We start from the raw sequence: 20692 nt of genomic DNA, 5'->3' as shown, positions 1-20692 counted from the left end.
GCAACAAAACCATTTCCGACATTTTTACCCGTAAAACGCCTTATACCACTCAACAAACCTAGCCACACCCTCTTTAACGCCAACCGCAGGCGTGTGGCCTGTAGCGGTCTCTAGGCCTTGGGTATCGGCATAGGTTTGGTAAACATCGCCTGGCTGCATGGGCATAAAGTTCTTTTTGGCCTCTACGCCTAAAGCCGCCTCTAATGCCGTAATAAAATCCATTAATTTAACCGGGTTGCCGTTGCCGATATTGTACACCGCATAGGGTGCGCTACTATTGGCTGGGCTGCCGGTTTCGGGCGTCCACGCATTGCCTTGCGCATCTACGCCTTTACCTTGGGGTATTACATTTTGTATACGCATGACGCCTTCAACAATATCATCGATATAGGTAAAGTCGCGGCTTAGCTTGCCGTTGTTATAAATATCAATGGCTTCGCCCGCCAAAATGGCCTTAGTAAACTTAAACAAGGCCATATCGGGCCGGCCCCAAGGGCCGTAAACAGTAAAAAAGCGTAAACCGGTGGTAGGCACTTGGTATAAATGCGAATAGGTATGACTCATTAGCTCATTCGCTTTTTTACTGGCCGCATAGAGCGATATCGGGTGATCGACACTATCGCTTGTGCTAAAGGGCGTTTTAGTATTTAAGCCATACACACTGCTGCTGCTGGCATACACCAAGTGCTTAACTTGGGTATTGCGGCAGCCTTCTAAAATGGTTAAATGCCCCACCAAATTACTATCGGCATAGGCCAGCGGGTTATCGAGCGAATAACGCACACCCGCTTGCGCCGCTAAATGAATCACGCGGTCAAATTGCTGCGACTCAAATAAAGCGGCAATACCTTCACGGTCGGCCAAATCTAATTGCATAAATGTAAAGCCCGCTAAAGGCTTTAGCTCGGCTAAGCGCGCTAGCTTTAAATTCACATCGTAATAGTCATTCAGGTTATCAATACCTATTACATTATGCCCCTGTGCAACTAAACGCTGCACAACAAAAAAGCCAATAAAGCCAGCAGCGCCGGTGACTAAATATTTCAGAGCACTGACCTCTTCATAAAAAATACCCATTAAAAACCATCATGAAATTAGGGGGAATGCATACAGGTTCATCAATCTAGCCGATATACAGAAGTCTTAAGCATGGTTATGCGACCTAAACTATAAACAATAATTAAGTTTATAATAACTAGTAGAATCCTAATACTACTTGAAAAACTTATCTCAGCCATACTAATGAGGAATGTAATTACGTAGAAATTCCAAAATAAAAACAAATGTTTATTACAACTCAACTTAGTAATACATTGACAGAAGAACAATAATCCAGAAGATATAAATATAAATATCAATATAGAAAACGGATACCCGTATTTGACGATAAGATCGCCGGTATAAAATGTTGGAGCAGAACCATCAAAAGACACATTATACATCTTCTGAAAAACAGCAAACTTTATCCCCCTCACATGCTCAATAACACCTCCAAATTCAAGAAGGTCCAAACGATGAATAAACCCTGTCCCCTGAGTAACAAAGAAACGACGAAAAGGAGAGTCCATCATATACGCCAACACATCTGCATCTATATGAGTTATGCCCTTAGTTAGCATATAGACAAAAAGTAAAGCAAAGAAAATAGCAAATATTTTGAAATCAACTGAGAGTTTGAAAACGAAGACCCATAAAAAAAGACAATAATAAACAACAAATCCTTTATGGCCAGCCATAACATAAATAAAACACATTAACAAATTAATAACTACATGCAGATATTTGCTACAAATAGCATCGAAATAGTAGAAATATGTAGAACCAAGATACACCATAACTAAGCTAGATATTGTATAGAAATGAGGGATACTCCCTGTCAAATCGGGCCTATCTATCATTTCACCAGAAATCAAAAAGTACATTAAAGGCATAGATTTAAAGTACATAGCGTAATACACAACTATAATACCGACAAAGAACGAAAAATATATTTTAATTAGAACAGTGGACTGAAATCTAATATTACCAGAAGGGGAAAAAATGAGGCGAATAAAAAACATCAACAGTCCATAAATAAATAAAAACACCCCGCCTATGTGAAAAAACAACACTAATGATTCATTATTAAAAAAACGATATGTAGTACCACCAAAATAAAAATACAGTGATGGCGTATAAAATATAGTTATCAATGACAAAGAATATAAAACAGTGGGCTTTTTGATTTCACCAGTTAGGATATACACCCACAATACAAAAAAAAGTGCTAATGTGAGAAAAAAAAACCCCAAGATCATCAAGTAAACTCCTTACTCTTAATAGTGAAGTAATGTGACTCATCTCTCATAGAAAAGACGGTAGCGGGGTGACCGCCAGCTATACTTAATGCAGGAATATCACATACAACAACACTACCCGCTTGAACAATTACACCCTCACCAATTACTACGCCACCGAGCACTGTAACATCTTGCCCAAGCCAAACATAATCGCCGATAGATACATCTTTGGTGATATATGTATTATCGTACGGTAAAGCGGTACCATTATAGTTATGTACATCAGTAATCACCTTGCAGCCACTGCCACTATGAAATCCCTTACCAATAGTGACCCTACCAACACCTAAAACTTTAAAGCCGTTAAAGTGACAATCATCGCCAATATATGTATTTTTTGTAAAGCGCGACAATGCATTCACCTTAGGTCGGCCACCGCCTAGTGATGTACGCGCCCAAAAACTCCAAAAATATGTCATCATGTTGCGCAAAAATCTCATAACTCAACCACCTCAACATTATTTAACACATGATAAAAATCATACACCTGATCAATATCTTTTGAAAATTTTAGCGCAACAAAATCCAAAGGAATTTTAAATGATATGACGTCAAAACCACTCTCTCTCAACATAAATAAAGCCGTTGAATAAAATGATGCCGCGCATGCAGGTGCCATCTTCAGTTTTTGCATATATGACTCGACATCTTCATTGAGAGATTTCACGGTAAATAGATTCAGCCCATCAACACTTGCCGAGTAGTTTTCTTCAAGCTCGGCCCTGTGTGGGACATATACAACTTTTTTAATAGAACGGTGTTTGTGATAAAAATATTCTGCGACATCGGCCATTAAGGATTTATAGCTCTGCGCTGTAACTATGCCTTTTTCAACAAGAGGGGCACCAATAAAGTATGCAACAGAGCTATCAGTATCACGATCATCAGTAAAACGCTCTACAGGAAGATATACGATATCAACCTTCTCTGCTTTTATGTTAAATGCGGTATAAAAACACACCGAAGGCATCAATAAACGCAACAGCCCCCCCTGTTTAACAAGAGACTCATCTAACTTAGAAACAACATGAATTGTTGCCATACCATCGTCTAAGATATTTATAGACCTTAAACTAAAGAAGGACGCACAAATCCTCATCCAAAATGCACGATAGTCCCCGATAAAAACAGTCGAGCACTTAACACTAAAAACCTGCCTTAACCTAATATAAACAGCAAGCACAATAAGCTTCATCAGTCCCCAAGCACTGCCTGGAGGAGCGACGATAAAGCGATATTCTATATCAGCACCACATGCAGAAGACTTAATTCTAGAATCATTTTCGGCCTCACCATTTAGACGACAAACAATCAATAAATTACCACTACTGGATGTCATCCTAAGTGCACTTTTAAGCTGTAAAGGAGATTCTATAAAAACTATTTCAGGCGGCATCACTTCGACCTCTTAGACACAGCAAAAACTAACACTAATGTGAAAGTGAATAGTAAAAACCAACTTACCAGTAAAGCTAACGCCCCACCTGCAACTCCATATTTTGCAATCAATAAAGGTGCAATAAAAATATGCACCACCAAAGAAGCCACCGAAGGAATAAAGATAAAATGGCTTTTATCATGGAAATGTAAAAAGTTTACAACTAGGAAATACGCCCCCTGAAAAGCGTATGCCAAACAAAAAACGGGGATTAGGTAAGTATACTCAAGATAGTCGACGGGAAAGAAATAATAAAACAACAGCGCCCCCATAACAGAGACTATGCAAAACAAAATTAGCACCCCAGCAAATGCACGACGGAGATATGAAGCAACGCTACTACCGGCAAACAATGCTGTCAAAATCTTAGGAGACATGAATTTATTCATTCCCATCACAACAACACTAACAACTAAGCCCACCTGTAAAGCAGCCGAGTACCCACCAACAGCCACAACCCCAACTAAGGATGCTAGAATCATACGATCATACCCCAAGCGCACCCAACTAGACATAACATGAGGTAACTGAGCCAAAGCAAACCGCACATTTTCTTCAAGTTCGCCAAAAACATTACGGTAAGCTAGTCTTTCCCTAAACATCAAATACGAATGTATCGCTAGCATAATAAAAGATGCAAAGAAGATTAACATCCACACAGTATTCAATGAGAATAATAAAACACCCGTCACTATAGATAGAAAAACTAAAATCGTTTGGGTAAGCTGTAATAATGCATACCTAAATGCGTCTAAACGAGCTTGATATACCGACATACACAATGCAACTAATGCATTGCAAAAACCAGAGAGTATTAAAAGTAGAATACTATTTAGTTCGAACCCTGAAAACACTTCCAGATCAGAAAAGTACTTTAACAACACCGCTAATAATAAGGCTGAAAAAATAGCTATCAGTAAACCGGCACCCAAAACAGATTCAAAAGGCTTCTTTTTAGTAATGGCAAGTATGACTTTTGCGCTCATGCCGGACAAGCAAAAGGCCTGAGAAAACTGCACAAATAGAATACCCAGAGAATACAAACCAAATTCATATCCCGTTGTTTTGTTAATAATTAACGGAAGTAACAGAAAAGGGATTGCCTTATTTAAGGTATCACCGCCAATAAATATTAACGCTGTTTTTGCACCAGAAGAACCGATTAGATTATGTAGACGCTTATACATATCGTTACAAATACTTAGCTAGCACTTCTGCTACATCAAAGTCAAATTGACTATCTATATCAACTGAGCGCTCACGAGGCATCACATAACCACGTGAACCTTTATCATAAGCAAAGCCTTTATTGCTAATTATTGACTCCACATAAGACACATAAATCGCCCCATTCAACCTAAAGTAAACTGGTAAGTCTTGACTTCTTTTATTACTCACAGACTTATCAAAAAACCCTTCCATCGAGCCAGAAGGTGGCAACTGACCACACCACAGAGGACTATGTTCGCACTCTGTAAGGGAGACAATACAGTTAGCGGTATCATCATCTCTCAATAACTGTACTGCATTAATAATATCCTCCGCCCGCCTTAAGGGTGAGGTTGGCTGCAGTAAAACAAGAACATCGCTATATCCCAACTGCAACTCATGAATAGCATGCAAGATAACATCTGCACTCGAAGCCATATCCCCTGAAAGCTCTGAGGGTCTTAAAAAAGGGATCTTCGCACCGGCTTTTTGCGCCAACTCAGCAACATACTCGCAATCAGTAGAGACAACAATCTCATCAAATACACCGGACTGGGCTGCCGCCTCAATCGTCCAAGTAATTAGCGGCTTACCCATTAAGGGTAATACGTTTTTTTGCGGTAACCGTTTACTCCCCGCACGAGCAGGAATCAGTGCTACAACCCTCATAAAACACCCTTTAACCCTAAGGTTAAGATATCCACTTGCGCTTTATTAAAATCATCCATACGACCAATATCAAGCCAATAGTCATGCATTAACTTAGTTTTCACCAACTTACCGTTATCAATTTGAGATTGTAATAATGTTGGCATATCCAATCTTACGTCTTTTTTAACAAAAGCTAAAACCTCTGGGGATATCACGTAAATACCCGTATTCACGAAGTACCTATATGTTGGCTTTTCAACCATAGCAGTAATTTTATTATCATCTGCTTCTATTACGCCAAAAGGAATATTAACTTCATGAGCCCTCACACACATAGTGGCCGAAGCCGCACTCAATGAGTGCTCATCTAAGAGAAGCTTGTAATCTAAATTGGTTAAAATATCTCCATTAATTACAATAAGAGGGAGCTTTGGAATATTGCTAGGTAATAAGCCTAAAGCCCCACCTGTACCTAACGGGCTTTTTTCATGAACATAGGTGATACACACACCAAAATCAGATCCGTCACCAAAATACTCAGTAATAACTTCGGGTAAATAATGTGTAGATATATAAAAGTTCCTAAACCCCTTCGCTTTAAAGCTTTTGATGAGAATTTCCAACATTGGCGTACCGCCAATTTTCAGCATTGGCTTTGGGCAGCTGTCGGTTAATGGTCGTAAGCGCGTGCCAAAGCCTCCTGCCATTATGAAGACCGGATTATCAATAACAGGGACTTGTAACAAGTCTTGCAAGACCGCCAAACCAACTAAAACACCATTGTCAACTTGAGGAAGCGCTAAAACCTTACGTTCTTCCATCAAATCAATCAGCGCTTGCTTCTCCATACTACGAGGAATAGTTATGGGGCTTTTATTCATTACCGCACTGATGCTATCACCCAGCTCCATACCAGATAATAACCCTCGACGAATATCGCCATCAGTCACTACACCTAGTAGCTTATAACTGTCGTCTGTCACCATAACAAAACGTAAAGCACCATCATTCAGAATACGCCAACTTTCTCTAATACTCTGAGAGGGGCGAACAACTACATCCATCCAATCATTGATCATATTAACCTTCTACTTTGCCTTACTCATTAGATTTTATTCATTATGGTTTTTTGTGTAGCTTCTTGCGGGGTAAACGACTGCATCACTAAGCACATCACGAGTAACAATTGCCCCCGCACCAATGACGGCACGGTCACCAACTTGTACACCTTGAATGATATTTGCCCCAGTCCCAACATGTACGCCGTCACCTATCAGTACGCCGCCACATATAGTTGCAGAAGGAGCAATATGGCAATTCGAACCAATCATACAATCGTGCTCTAGAATAGCTCCTGTATTTACAATGCTATTTTCGCCAACAGTTGTATCTGCATGGATAATAGCTCCATCCATAACTTGCACACCGCGACTTAATTTTGCACTCGGCACGCAAGTGGCTGCAGCTGACACTAACTCAGGAAATAAAAAGCTGCGCTGACTATATTGATTAAAAATACTACACCTGACACGAGACCCGGGCAAGCTGCCGATACCGTTGTAGAGCCGTGATAACGATGGGTTAGTTTCTAATAATTCATCATCGTAAACAAATGCTATACCGCTAAAAAAACTTGACGGAACCTCTCCACGCTGCAGCACCAAGCAATAGGGTGAAGTCGACATGGAAGTTAACATGTCCGCAACAACCTTAGCATGCCCTCCGCCACCAATAAGATAGGTTCGCCACTCAACTTTCATCAACCACATCGCCTAAGTTGAATTTTTTAGTAGCTCTACGTCCGAGGTATTCCCAGTAAAGATAAGGAGAGACGCCATCGCCAGGTCTTTTTATATCTAGATTTTCAACGGTAAAACAATCGCCCTCACAGATCTCCGCGGCAGCAACTAAGCTCTTACGGGCAACTGCAATATTTTTAACTTCCGATAATGTTGGCACTTTAACGCTTCGCCCCATAGCCTGCTCTACATTTCTCACACTCAAAACCATTTGCTTGAGCTCAACAGGGTCTAATGAAGCCTTATGGTCTGGGCCAGGCATATTTTTATCTAGCGTGAAATGTTTTTCGATAACAGCTGCACCTAATGCGCTTGCGGCAATAGGTATTTCAATTCCAGCCGTATGATCAGAGTATCCAACCGTTAAATCAAATGCTAAATTTAACGCCGCCATTACATTTAAATTAACCTCCTTGACAGGAGCCGGGTACTCCGTTGTGCAATGAAGGAGCGTAACCTTTCTTTTCAGGAGTGCCTGCCCCTCTATTGATGCATAAGCCTCTTTAAATGCCTGAATCGAAGGCTTAATATTTCGCCCATCAAGATGCTCCAAATAACCAAATGCAATAACGCCTAATACAGACTCGATTTCAGATAATGTTGCCATCCCGGTAGAAACAATGATGTCAAGGCCTGTTTTTGCATGAGCTAAAGCCAAGGGTGCATTTGTTATTTCACCAGAAGGGAGCTTTAATCTTTTTATACCAATATCGTTCACTAAAAATGCTAAGCTATCCTCATCAAAAGCAGTTGATAAAAATTCAATCCCTAACTCATTACAGCGGACCAGTAATTTTTTATGGGTTTCATAACTAAGCTCAAGCCGAGACAACATCGCAAGCTGGGTTTCTGTTTTTTTTGTATTGGCGAGTTGATAATTGGCCTGCTTAGCACTTTTCGTTACCAAGCGCGCTGCTTTAAATGTTTGAAATTTAACAATATCTGCACCCGCCGCATGCGCCGCCTCAACTAATTTTAATGCCAAGTCCTCACACCCGTTATGATTAACGCCAGCCTCAGCAATTATTAATGTCATACACCCTCCACAATACCGTCATAGAATTTTTTTGCTAAATTCACATCTACATTTTTGATAGCTTCAATTACTTTCTTACTTGCATTACCACTGCCATAGGGGTTTTTTACATTATTAAGCACCTCTGCAAAAGCAACACTTAACACTTCACTTATCGCATCATGTATTTCATTAACTTCAACACCGCAATCAACAACGCTGCAGGCTGATACACGCCCTCTTTGGCGCGCACCAATATTCACTGTAGCTCGCTTAAATGATGGAACCTCAATAACACCACTGGAAGAATTACCAAGTACTGCCGAGCACTCTTTTACCGCACTTAAATAACGAAGTTGCCCCAACGAGGGCACAACCAAAGCTCTTAATGGGTTGGTTTTTGCGTACCGCTCTAGTATAGGGATAATTTTTTTTCCTCCGTCATCCGCATTTGGATATGTGATGATGACATTATAATCAGGGAATAAATCAATAGCACTTAATATACTTTCGCATGTTTTCTCTGGACCCTCATCGGCGAGAGTCACAGGATGATACGTAAGAATAAAAAAAGGCTTATCCAAAGTGAAGCACAATGATGAAGACAGCTCACGCCTTGTCATTAGCTTAGTACGCCTTAAGTGATCCAAGCCTATAGCCCCAACATTAAATACTCGACTAGGGTCTTCTCCCATCCGAATAATACGATGTCGATAGACCTCCATGGAGGCGCAATGAATATAGCTCAACTTAGAAATAGCATGTCGAATGGAATCATCATAGGCTCCTTCAGTGATTTCACCACCATGCAAATGCACAACTGGAATCCTTAGGAGCATTGACACCTGAACAACAGCTAACGCTTCAAATCGATCACCAAGTACGACTAAAAAGTCAGGCTTCATTCTTTCCAGTGCATCGGTATAACCTAAAACACCTAAACCAACACTTTTAGCAACGGAAACTGGCGTATCTCCAGATAAAAGGACCTCAATTTTCTCATTAATGACGAAACCGTCTTCCTCTATTGCCTGATACGTCAATCCATGGTCAGGTGATAAGTGGGTACCCGAAACCAACAACTGCAATTCTAGCGTAGAATCCGACTGAATATCTTTAAGCAACCAGTACAGTAAGCCATATTCTGCACGAGTACCTGTAAACACTGCTATTTTCATTAATTACACTCGGCTAAATACGCCTTTGGCGGAGTACTTGGTAGGTTAACTAACGTAGCTTCAAGTTTTTCAGACTCCACTAGAGGGCCGCCGCGTAAACAATCTTTATACATTGGTAAGCGGTGCATCAGCTGCCAAACAGGTCTAGTCATTACTCCCATATCGTTAGTTTCTTTTAAAAGGGCGTCACGCGCAGTTTTTGTTTCGCAGAGCACAGCATTTAACCAATAATTAGACATGGCATAATCAGGCTCTTCAACAAATGAATAGCAAGAACTATTTAATTCTTCTCGATATAATTGAGCTAACTTTCGCTTAGCTTTTAAATAGGAGGGCAATGCCTCCATTTGGGCGCAACCTAGAGCAGAGTTCAGATTAGGTAACCGATAGTTAAACCCAATCTCATCATGATAATATTCATAAGGATGCGGCTGCTTAGCCGTAGTGGTTAAATGCTTCACTCTTTTACCGCGATCTTTAGTATTGCACATAACCATACCGCCACCGCCTGTGGTGATAATTTTATTACCATTAAAACTTAAGGCGCTAAAAGATGATGTGACACCTGTGTGTACACCCTTATAAAAAGACCCCAAGCTTTCAGCTGCATCTTCAACTAGCTCGATACCCCAAAAATCACACACCGCCATCAATTCATCAAGCTCCACAGGATGCCCGAAGGTGTGCATTGGAAGGGCTGCTTTAATTCGCCCCGATGTTGATTTTAGTCTGCACACATTATTGTCATCGAGAAAGGCATGCTCGTCCAAGTAAATAGCAAGAGCTTTAGGGCAAAGCCCCATACTCACACTAGAGACATCGATAAATATAGGCTTGGCCCCTAATAAACTAATCGCATTACAGGTGGCAACGAAGGTCAGTGCCTGCGTAAGCACAAAGTCACCATTTTTAACACCGGCGCAGTGCAATGCCACATGTAAAGCTGACGTTCCATTAACGACAGCAACTGCTTTTTCACAACCAGTATATGATTCTATTTTTTGCTCAAATTCATCAACATACCGACCAACACTCGAAACAAATGTACTATCAATAGTATCTAACAAATACCGCTTTTCATTACCATTAAAGCTAGGTTCATGTAATGGGATGAAATCTTCAGTTGCGTATATGCCCCTTACTGTTTTAATTATTTTACTAGCCGTCATTGCCAACTCCAAAGAACTACATTTTTGAATCTAAATATTTGCCCAGCTCTTTATGGCCAAAATCGGGAAGCATCTCAAAAAACAAACTTACAATTTCTTGCTTTTCCCAAGTGCCGCGAGCCTTCAAAGCATTAATGGTTTTTTCGAAAAAATCCACTTTCAACCCATCAATATTTAAATCATTTTTAATCACACCCAAAGATTTAAAGCATTCCATATCGAGAGTTTCTGTGGCTGTATAAAATTCTTCAAAGTCCTTTTCGCCTGTTGTATCGCTAGGTAAAAACAAGCAAGGCCACTGCCCCTTAGGTGGCAGCACATCCATTAATACCCTAGCCTCTTCTTCACTGCTACATAAGTAAGGCTTATAACCTTGCTGTTTTAAAAACTTCTCCGCAATTTCAGCAAAGGTAATTAAATGTAAATCTTCGCTTAATTTAGGAAAAAAGACGTCTCGATTTTTGCCCAGCAAACAAGACATCAAACAAAGCTCGCCAGATTCTTGAGGAGTGACGAAATACCGCCTTACATCACTAGGAGCTACGATAGGCTGCCGCTTAGTAATACGATTATTAAAACCATGCAATAATGAGCCATCTGAAAATGCTACGTTTGCAAATCTCGCCGTCGAGATTGCAATTTCAGCACTGCGCTTCATCAAGAACATTTCCATTATTCTTTTGGATGCACCCATCATATTCACTGGATTTGCGGCTTTATCTGTAGACACACAAAAATATTTTTTTACGCCTGATGATATTGACTGAACAATAGTTTTATCGGTATTAAATACGTTCACATCAATCATTCGCATGAGTGTAAATGCATCTTTTTCTGAGCGCACATGCTTAAGTGCAGATAAATTAAAAACATAATCGTACTCGCCATCAGACTTTATAAAAGCGTCATACTCAATAGAGCCAATATCTAAAGCAAAGGTTTTAAATTCACCATCAATATACCCGCTACCACTTCTGATATCGCGAACAAGTTCTACTAAATTATTTTCACTAATATCCACCACATGCAATTTCAAAGGGTTGCGTTTAAAAAGTTCCTTAACGACAGCTTGGCCAATAGAGCCTGCACCACCGATAACTAGAAATTTTGATGAGTTTACAATATTTATCAACTCAGCATCATGCGATTGAATATCGTCAGCAAAAAGTTCTTTTTGGCGACCAATTAAAGATAACATTGAGACCTCATTTTTTGTTAGATTCATTATTTCACACACAGCCACACAACAACCACATCTACATTCATAAAAATAATTACCGCCTAAAAACGGCCCTCCAAGCATAAAACAAGAAGCAGGCAGCAGACTTAATCAACCCTAAAGATTCGACATCTCTGTAAATTTTCCACTGCCGCTTTGCTTTTTTGAATTTATTCCGCGATATAGAATTATTAACAATCCTGTATTTCGTCAACACCTCTGTATATGGGTGCGCACGTATACCCGATCTCAATAAAAGCAGCCAAAATGCGTAATCCTGCCCTGTTCGTAAAATAGGCATTCTAGATATACCTACCCTATCTCGGCTAAGCATTACAGTAGAGCAACCCAATGTGGCTTTTTTCTTTAACATATCCTCATAATCAAGGGAATCAGCTTGTGAGGAATCAACCACTACCCCCATCAAGGAGCCAGCCTCATCAATCAACTCGTACGCAGTAAAACAGAAATCTATTTGGTTGGCTTTCATATAAGATAATTGAAGCTCTAGCTTATTTGGGAGCCAGAGGTCATCACTATCTAGAAAAGCCAAATACTCACCAGAAGCCCTATCAATCGATTTATTTCGAGATATAGCCGCACCGCTATTGACGTCATTTCTTAATACAATAACCCTAGAGTCGGTTTGCGCTAATTTTTGAAGGAATTCCCAGGTACCGTCATCGGAGCAATCATCGGTAACAACCCACTCCCAACCCGAGTACTTCTGGGCACTCAAAGATTCGTATGCTTCTTTGATAAAAGGTAATGAATTATAGGCGGGTGTAATCACTGAAACATTTGACATACTAAAGGTATCATCTCTACAACAGGAAATTTACTAACTACGAATTAGCGAAGCACTACTTAATAAAATAACGACTTAATAGAATAACGACTGAAATAATGCCGCCCAACAAAGTAAAAACAATGCAAAGCAATAGCCTAGATGGCTTACTCTTAATCTCTGCGGCCTTCGGTGGAACAACTGTTTGAATTAAGTACTGTTCATTAACTTTTGCAAGCATGAGTGTTTTTGTTTGAGATTCAATCATTTTATAAAAAACAGAATGCATCTCCGAAATACTAGTCCCCTCAATTCTAGCCTCTAAAAATTCGATACCTTTGCGCGCTTCATTTATATCACGCTGCTGAAAATAAGTATTAATATCCTGCACCAATAACTCAATCCACTTTTGACTCAAGTCAGGAATATAATACTCTAAAGATATATTTAACAACCCTGTAGTAGAGTCTTGACTAATGGATAGCATGCGACTGAACTGCTTAAACGTTTCATAACTAGTAGGCTCTGCCGGAATAGTATCTAGAACCCAAGTATTTGTAGTCGGATTGTACACTTCAGTATTCCACTGAATCTCACCCGAAGAATAGCTCCAACTCTTAACACCCATGATGAATGGCTTCAGTTGATGCCTTTCAATAAATCCCTCAAGAAACGGCCAGCTAGAGATCAGGGCTATAGCTTGCTCAATATCGTTACTTTCTCCGCCTCCTAGACTCACGCCCGCCATCGCAGCCAAACCACCAAATTGCCCAGCCATACCTCCTCCTGTACTTTCTTTTTGCGCTGGCGCATAAATGCCTTCACTTTTATACATATTAGGCAAACTTAATGCATAAACCACGCCCGCCACCGCAAATAAAAAGGTAATCGCAATAATCCACCACTTCCCCTCCCAAAGCACACCAAAAAGTTCGCGCAAGTCAATTTCATCGGCTCTTGTATTTGAGCCATCAAAGGGGGGGAGCACGCTTGCTACTGCCATAGACTCTAAACGCTTTTCGAGTTGATCAAAACGTTGATTTAAATCTTTATTATCGGGCATAGTTGTTAAATCACTTTGCAAATAAGGGATTGGGATTAGGGGCTACTTTTAGCTCTACCGCAAGCGGCCAATAAAAATACTTTTATATTATTTCAAACCACTGCTGACTTATTAAACGCGGGCAGCAAACTGCTACAACGATTTTTATGCTGCCTCGCGGCTATTTATTGTATAGCTTTTTATTATGTGACTGTTTATTGCTTAGCCTCGGCCTTTAGCTCTTCTATCTCTTTTTTTAAGCTGTCGTACTGTTGCTGCTTACGCTCTATAAAACGGGTTGTTAACTCAGCTTTTTCGGTAATGCCTTTTGGCGTGAGTAAGTACGCATAACCGGCTTTATTGCTTGAGCGGGCAAAGTTGCCGGCTTTTACCCAGCCCACTTTGACTAATGCTTTTAGGCAGTAGTTAACCTTGCCCAGGCTTACACCTAGCTCGGCAGCTAGCTCGCGTTGGCTTACATTGGGGTTTTGGGCTAGCTTGCGCATTAATGCCAAGCGTACCTCGTCGGGTATGGCTGTTTCTTTCATAGGTGCATTTTACGGCAGTTTTATTTAGTGTTCAAGCATTGAACAGAAAATACTTAATTTGCTCTTTATTGGCGTCTCGCTTTTTACTAAACGACCCTACCTGGGCTTACCCTTAAAGTTCGCTGCACTTAGGTGTTTTACTTGCTGTTGCTCGCACCCTAATTCCCACTTCCGCTTTTTAGCGAAAGTGTGACTTTAAATTCTTCGCCTATTTCTTCAAACGTTACTTTACGCATTAATTTTTTGGCCTCTTGCCATACCATGGGCAAGCCCCGGCCTAATTTATCAACGTACCTTAAATTTTCTAAAAACTTCAAAATAATAGGGTTACTCGCATAAGAGACTCCAAAAGGCAACTTTTGGATAGATACCGTATTGGGTAGGCGCCCCGGCGATATAAACTCTATGCGATCGCCAAAATGCAGTATACGTATGCGTGAACCTACAATGCTGTAATTGCGGTGCACTACAGTATTAACTATTAACTCCCTAAATACTTTTTGTGGGTAGTTCATTGTGGTGGGCTCGGTTTTGGCGCCTTGTATATTACTGCTTACCGCTACATTATTCGTTATTACCGCTAACGCACGCTCAATTTGCTCTGGCAGGGTACCGTTTATTACTTGCTTATCAATTAATTCGGCATCTATTGTATTGCCTGCAAAGTGCGCATAGCTCACACAAGCATTAGGCAAAAAGCGCTGCGGGTTTATACCAAATAACAACAAACCTGCAATTGTCGGCTCTTCGGCGGTGAGTATATCCATATTCTGTAACAGCGCTGTATGATCGGCATCGTCAGCAAGGCTTAAGTCATACCTTGTTAAATATTGATCAAGGCTGCTTAGGCTTAAATCTTTAATGCCAGCCCCTGCCACAGGGTTAGCATCTACATGAAATACACCGGCCTGCTGAAACAATCGCATTAACTCTTGCACCGATGCCGCCCTGTTGGTTGCGCCTACACGCACTAAATATTGGCCAGCGTTGGTCTGATAGGGCTTATCCGTACCTTTAGGCACGTTAATTACACCAATATTTTTGCCGTCAACTTGCGCAACACTCACATCAGCATTAATAGGCGGGTTAACAGCGGTCCGTAGTATATTGGCGACCCAATCACAAAATTCAGTCGGCCTATTTAGGTCCGTCTTTAGGCCTTTTATATTACCGCTATCATCAACCCCCACCAACACCACGCCGCCTTGACCATTCACAAAGGCTACTAGCTCTTTTGCTAATGACTCTGGCCGTACATCAGCGGCTTTAAATTCTACCGCGCTATTTTCGCCTTGCTGTATTAGCTCTTTAATATTCATTGGCGTCTCGCTATGCTCGGGGTTAAGGGTTGGCTTTTGGCTAAACGAGCCTATTTTTTTATTCTTCTATTTGCTTTTGCAACGCGATATAAAATACTTTAAATGCAATTAGGTCGCTAGGCGAGCTTTGTTAGCTTGCCCATAAATCTAAGTGCCAGTGCGTGCCGCTGTATTACACATTTTTTATAATGTATAAAAAGTTGCTTTATTTTTTAACCCGCCTCTTTTAACCCGCCTTTTACCCCCTTGGGCAAAGACACTTTTAAAGCATGCCCTTGGGTTGCTTGCCTCTGGTCTGCGCATTAACGCCGCGTACACCTCGCCATGCATGGCGGCTTTTTTATGAGTGGTATTTTACGGCAGTTTTATTAGGTGTTCAAGCATTGAACACTTGGCATTTTACGCTTTGGGATCTAGGCCTAGCGTGACTTCAAAAAACAAGCACAAAGGACACACAAGGAGGCACAAAAAAGGAGTCGGTAAGGTGAGTATAAAAAGCAAAGCCCTATTTTATTGCCTTAAGGCTTTATATCTTTAAGACCTTAAAGATATAAAGCCTCGGGCTTCGCTTTTTATTTGATGATGAGTTTTATTGATTAGGCATCCGCGCTACACACCTTAACCCTTGTATTATTGCGCACATACCTATAACAAAAACCCCGTTATTACGCAAAACCCGCTATTGCGCAAAGCGGCGTTTGTTCCAGCGAATAAAGCGCCAACTACGCTTCATTAATAATTGGTAGGCCAATACAAATACCAAACAGCAACTAAATGATATTGCCTCGGCGCCAGGCAGGTAATTAAACATCATACCCATACATACTAATACCAGCTGCACAAACAGCATGATGTATAGGGTTTGGCGGCTATTAAAGCCGGCGCGCATTAATATATGATGTATGTGCGTACGGTCGGGTGACAAAGGCGATTTACCGCGCTTAACGCGGCGATACATTAATGTAATCATATCGGTGAGCGGTAGCAATACAAACCATAGCGCCGTTACTGGCTTAAAGGCGGCTGTTTGCTCGCTTGCTCCGTATAGCAGTAATACTGCCAAGGCCAAACCTACAAACATACTGCCGGCATCACCCATAAATACTTTTTTAAAGCGCTTATGGCTAGGCTTACCCCACAGGTTAAATACCAAAAAGCCCATTAGCGCGCCCACCAAGGCAAAACATAGCCAAGCGGTGTTTAGCCCGCTTGCACCAAAGTACAACAATGCTAAGCCCATAAAGCTGGTTAGGCCCAGGCCGCCCACTAAACCATCGATGCCATCAAGCATATTTACGGCGTTAATAACAGCAATAATTGCCACCAGCGCAAATGGGTAGCCTAACCAGCCTAGGCGTATTTCACCTAAGCCTAGCAAGTTGCCAAAACTGGCCACACCCAATTTAAGGCCGTATACAAATAAAGCCGCTATTAATAGCTGCGCCACTAATCTAAACCTAGCGCTAATGTCGTATCTATCGTCCATAGCACCCATAAATACTATCATGGCGCCACCAAGCATAAACACACGCACAAACGTGGGCTGCTCTAGCATAATATAAGATGACAAAAACAGCCCTACAAACATGGCCAAACCACCAATTAAGGGGATAGCGCCATCATGCTGTTTACGGCCACCGGGCTTATCAACCAGCCCTACACTAACCGCAAGCGGCCTTATTACTTTTACGGCTGCGACGGTGACTAAAAAAGCAACGCCCAATACCGCAAATCCATACTCCATCTGGCACTCCAAAATACTGAATAGGTAACATCTAACACTTTATGCATGCACTCCCCTCTAGCAGCCACGGAATGTAGCAACCACTGCGTGCCTTAGCTGCGCGCACTGTCACTACCAAGCAAATCGCATCGCATACATAACCCTACATTAATAGGTAAACCATCTATTAATATGTAAGCCACCTATTAATAAAAGCAGAAGTCTGTAAACCATATCATATAAAGTATGGCTACTTTGACTTATGCCTCAAAATGGATACACATCAGGTACAACGCTGGCTCAAGGTTTGTTTGTATTGCGGGTTATGTGGGTGTGTTTGTACCACTTGGTAAGCATAGCTTGCGGCACTCACGCTATTGTTGTTTAACATGCATAGCTAGTAAATCATAGCGAGTGAATAGTCACCTAAATTGTTAGATAAAAACTCTGGCGCCGCATTCTAAACATCGGCGCTGTAGTCGTTATGAATACATCGCAGTTTAACAGAGCTATACACCTGTAATAAAGGTGTAATTTGTTACTTGTCGTTACAAACGTTATAAACAGCACACTGCATACTACTAATTTGTTAACTGCGTCCAAATACATCCTCAAAGCGCACAATATCATCTTCGCCCAAATAACTTCCACTTTGCACTTCAATCAGCTCCAGTAATAATTTACCTGGGTTTGTGAGCCTGTGTTTTTCACCTAAGGGAATGTATACCGATTGGTTTTCGGTGAGGAGCATTTCATCATTCCCACGCTGAACAAGCGCTGTACCAGAGACAATAATCCAGTGTTCGGCACGGTGATGATGCATTTGCAATGACAAACTTGCACCCGGCTTTACGCTTATACGCTTAACTTGGTAACGCTTACCGCCATCAATGGCATCGTAGCACCCCCAAGGGCGGTGCACTTCGCGGTGGGCGGTGTACTCTTTGCGGTTGCGCTTTTTTAGTGTTTGCACCACTGCTTTAACATGCTGCGCTTTATTTTTGTTAATCACTAATACGGCATCGGCTGTATCAATCACGGCCACATCTTCTACCCCGACTAACGCCACCAGTCGGTGCTGCGCATCAACATAACAATGGCTGCTTTGCTCGGCAATCACATCACCGATAAAGGCATTATCGCTATCATCTTTTGGGCTCACCTGCCACAGAGCATCCCAGCTACCAATGTCGCTCCAGCCGCTATTATGTAAGGGTAGCACCCAGGCTTGGCGTGTATGCTCCATCAATGCGTAATCAATTGATATTGCCGGGCTTTGCTCAAAGGCCGTTTTATCAAGCCTAATAAAGTCAAGGTCGGTACAGCTAGCTTGCAGGGCACGCCGGCAAGCCGCCACTATGGCAGGCTGGTATTGCTGTAGCTCGGCAATCAGTACACTGGCTTTAAAGACAAACATGCCGCTATTCCAATAATAGTCACCACTGCTTAAATATTGCTCGGCCACTTGAGCATTGGGCTTTTCTACAAATTGCGCGACGGGGCTTGGGCCATTACCAATATGCTGCGCTTTAATATAACCGTAGCCAGTTTCGGCCCTTGTGGGTGTAACCCCAAAGGCAACCAGCTTATGTTGCTCGGCCATATTAACCGCTTGCGCCAGTGCCGTATTAAACACTTCTGCGTGCTGAATAAGGTGATCGGCGGGGAATATAGCAATAATAGCCTCGGGGTCGCGCTGCATAGCCTGTAAGGCGGCAATAGCAACAGCCGGTGCCGTATCGCGCCCCACCGGCTCTAAAATAATATCAGGGGCGGTGGCGCATACTGCCGCCAATTGGTCAGCCACCATAAAGCGCTGTTCATTATTGCAAACGACAATAGGGGCTTGGTCACCCATTATACGCTTAACTGTATGCTGTAGCAGCGTATGCTCGCCATAAAGCTTATGCAATTGCTTGGGGTAATGCTGGCGCGATTTAGGCCACAAGCGTGTGCCACTACCACCCGAAAGTACAACAGGAATAACAAGAGCCGGCATAAGAGTCCTTAGTAAGGATTAACATCAATAGAAAGTAGTTTATTACTGTGTGTCTGTATATGCGCTGGCCTGTACAGCTCATTGCGTGAAACCGGTCATACAACACGATGGTGATACGCCATACAATAAACTGGCAACAGTTGGCCGCCTTTAAGCATCGATAGCACCGAGGTAGATCTATAGGCCCTATTATAGGTGCTAAATGTATACGCACAGCGGTGTACAGGCGTGCAATACAGCCTTTAATCGATACCGCTTTTAGCGTATCTCGGCTAATTGCTCATTGACTTTTTCGCGCAGTTCTTTGCCTGGCTTAAAATGCACCGCATACTTTCCCTCTAGGGCAACCTGCTCACCCGTTTTGGGGTTGCGAGCACGCCTAGGTGGGCGGTAGTGTAATTCAAAACTGCCAAAGCCGCGTATTTCTATACGCTCACTCTGGGTAACGGCTTGCGCCATGTGCTCAACTAGCATTTTTACCGCCAGCTCCACATCACGCACCTGAATACCTTGCTGTGCATCGGTAATACGCTCTATAAGCTCAGACCTTGTGACTGTCATATTCAACCCTACCCCTTATCCATTTGGTACCATTTAGGCACCTTAAGGTTTTTGTAGAGTGCTGTTATACAACACTTTTATCATATTAAAAAGTCAGTACGGCTGTGCGTGCTGATTTAATGCTTTTTGGTAAAGCCTAAAGGCCCCAAAAATCAGCATACACCACCGTAAAAGATGACTTTCACACCCATACATAAACCTTTAACTCACTGATTTTTATGACTGACTGCCGCCATTAATTATAGTGGGTACTCACACAGCAAGCAGAGCCTTAACGCGATTAGCAAAAAGCCCCACAGCGGGGGCTTTTATAGGCGTGCGGCTATGTTAAGCATCACGGTCACACACATTAACCATCAAAATCAAACTCTTTCATTTCGCGCAATAGACGTAGTTCGTCAATTTTATTTTCTAGGCGTCTACGCGAGTCTACGCCCATGACTCTATCGCTCTCTTGCTCAACAAAATCGTCAATATCTTGCTGCATTAATTGAAGGCTCATATCGCCTTCTAATATTTCTAAACCCATAGCTAAACTCCTCATGTAAAACAACACACAAAAAACAAAACTAGAGCAAGCAACCCGCTAGGGGTAAGCCTAAGTACACGGTATTATTGGCTATAGCCGACTACAAACGCCGGCTAACTATTCGCCCTAAGCAAGCTGTGCACTTATTGAGATTATGGCCGCTTTTA

Annotated in this window: 19 protein-coding genes; all 19 read right to left on the bottom strand. The window is 41.8% G+C overall.

The features are described from left to right. Window positions 1-24: 24 nt before the first annotated feature. Window positions 25-1047 (bottom strand): NAD-dependent epimerase, encoded by a 1023-nt coding sequence (locus tag AC438_RS00885; RefSeq protein WP_082353833.1) that lies wholly within the window; start codon window positions 1045-1047, stop codon window positions 25-27. A gap of 1249 nt (window positions 1048-2296) precedes the next feature. Then, window positions 2297-2779 carry an acyltransferase gene (locus AC438_RS00875; RefSeq protein WP_053979381.1) on the bottom strand — a complete coding sequence of 161 codons (483 nt, stop codon included), beginning with the start codon at window positions 2777-2779 and terminating at the stop codon, window positions 2297-2299. Next, window positions 2776-3735, bottom strand: a complete 960-nt coding sequence (locus tag AC438_RS00870; RefSeq protein ID WP_053979380.1) for a hypothetical protein — start codon at window positions 3733-3735, stop codon at window positions 2776-2778. Before AC438_RS00870 ends, AC438_RS00875 begins: the two co-directional genes overlap by 4 nt. Continuing rightward, window positions 3735-4964 (bottom strand): lipopolysaccharide biosynthesis protein, encoded by a 1230-nt coding sequence (locus AC438_RS00865; RefSeq protein ID WP_053979379.1) that lies wholly within the window; start codon window positions 4962-4964, stop codon window positions 3735-3737. Before AC438_RS00865 ends, AC438_RS00870 begins: the two co-directional genes overlap by 1 nt. A 4-nt stretch (window positions 4965-4968) precedes the next feature. Next, entirely contained in the window at window positions 4969-5655 is a 687-nt protein-coding gene (locus AC438_RS00860) for an acylneuraminate cytidylyltransferase family protein (protein ID WP_053979378.1), read from the bottom strand. After that, window positions 5652-6716 (bottom strand): nucleotidyltransferase family protein, encoded by a 1065-nt coding sequence (locus tag AC438_RS00855; RefSeq protein WP_053979377.1) that lies wholly within the window; start codon window positions 6714-6716, stop codon window positions 5652-5654. The genes AC438_RS00860 and AC438_RS00855 overlap by 4 nt, the downstream gene beginning before the upstream one ends. Window positions 6717-6749: 33 nt before the next feature. Beyond that, window positions 6750-7397, bottom strand: a complete 648-nt coding sequence (locus AC438_RS00850; RefSeq protein ID WP_053979376.1) for an acetyltransferase — start codon at window positions 7395-7397, stop codon at window positions 6750-6752. After that, the gene (gene neuB / locus AC438_RS00845; protein WP_053979375.1) at window positions 7387-8472 is read right to left on the bottom strand and encodes an N-acetylneuraminate synthase; all 1086 of its coding nucleotides are present in this window, start codon (window positions 8470-8472) and stop codon (window positions 7387-7389) included. The genes AC438_RS00850 and neuB overlap by 11 nt, the downstream gene beginning before the upstream one ends. After that, window positions 8469-9629 (bottom strand): UDP-N-acetylglucosamine 2-epimerase, encoded by a 1161-nt coding sequence (neuC, locus tag AC438_RS00840; RefSeq protein ID WP_053979374.1) that lies wholly within the window; start codon window positions 9627-9629, stop codon window positions 8469-8471. The genes neuB and neuC overlap by 4 nt, the downstream gene beginning before the upstream one ends. Continuing rightward, the gene (locus AC438_RS00835; protein WP_053979373.1) at window positions 9629-10798 is read right to left on the bottom strand and encodes a LegC family aminotransferase; all 1170 of its coding nucleotides are present in this window, start codon (window positions 10796-10798) and stop codon (window positions 9629-9631) included. The genes neuC and AC438_RS00835 overlap by 1 nt, the downstream gene beginning before the upstream one ends. A 16-nt stretch (window positions 10799-10814) precedes the next feature. Further along, window positions 10815-11996, bottom strand: coding sequence for a UDP-N-acetylglucosamine 4,6-dehydratase (locus AC438_RS00830; protein WP_238376289.1), 1182 nt, complete (start codon window positions 11994-11996; stop codon window positions 10815-10817). Window positions 11997-12072: 76 nt separating this feature from the next. Then, entirely contained in the window at window positions 12073-12825 is a 753-nt protein-coding gene (locus AC438_RS00825; protein WP_053979371.1) for a glycosyltransferase family 2 protein, read from the bottom strand. Between the two features lie 55 nt (window positions 12826-12880). Continuing rightward, the gene (locus AC438_RS00820; RefSeq protein ID WP_156316951.1) at window positions 12881-13867 is read right to left on the bottom strand and encodes a Wzz/FepE/Etk N-terminal domain-containing protein; all 987 of its coding nucleotides are present in this window, start codon (window positions 13865-13867) and stop codon (window positions 12881-12883) included. A 194-nt stretch (window positions 13868-14061) separates the two neighbouring features. Then, window positions 14062-14394 (bottom strand): MarR family EPS-associated transcriptional regulator, encoded by a 333-nt coding sequence (locus AC438_RS00815; protein WP_082353812.1) that lies wholly within the window; start codon window positions 14392-14394, stop codon window positions 14062-14064. Between the two features lie 158 nt (window positions 14395-14552). Further along, the gene (locus AC438_RS00810) at window positions 14553-15713 is read right to left on the bottom strand and encodes an RNA-binding domain-containing protein (protein ID WP_053979369.1); all 1161 of its coding nucleotides are present in this window, start codon (window positions 15711-15713) and stop codon (window positions 14553-14555) included. A gap of 679 nt (window positions 15714-16392) precedes the next feature. Beyond that, on the bottom strand, window positions 16393-17457 hold the full coding sequence (locus AC438_RS00805; protein ID WP_053979368.1) for an undecaprenyl-phosphate alpha-N-acetylglucosaminyl 1-phosphate transferase: 1065 nt from the start codon (window positions 17455-17457) through the stop codon (window positions 16393-16395). 568 nt (window positions 17458-18025) lie between these two features. Then, window positions 18026-19435: a mannose-1-phosphate guanylyltransferase/mannose-6-phosphate isomerase gene (locus AC438_RS00800; RefSeq protein ID WP_053979367.1), complete on the bottom strand. Its 1410-nt coding sequence runs from the start codon at window positions 19433-19435 to the stop codon at window positions 18026-18028. Between the two features lie 258 nt (window positions 19436-19693). After that, complete coding sequence (gene ihfB, locus AC438_RS00795) at window positions 19694-19996, bottom strand: integration host factor subunit beta (RefSeq protein WP_053979366.1); 303 nt, start codon at window positions 19994-19996, stop codon at window positions 19694-19696. A gap of 349 nt (window positions 19997-20345) precedes the next feature. Then, window positions 20346-20525 (bottom strand): hypothetical protein, encoded by a 180-nt coding sequence (locus AC438_RS00790; RefSeq protein WP_053979365.1) that lies wholly within the window; start codon window positions 20523-20525, stop codon window positions 20346-20348. Window positions 20526-20692: the final 167 nt, after the last annotated feature.

This window comes from Marinagarivorans algicola, assembly GCF_001292705.1.
In the GTDB taxonomy this organism is placed as follows: Bacteria; Pseudomonadota; Gammaproteobacteria; order Pseudomonadales; family Cellvibrionaceae; genus Marinagarivorans; species Marinagarivorans algicola.
The sequence above is the reverse complement of the archived record's forward strand: the minus strand, read 5'-3'. Positions and strand labels throughout refer to the sequence as shown.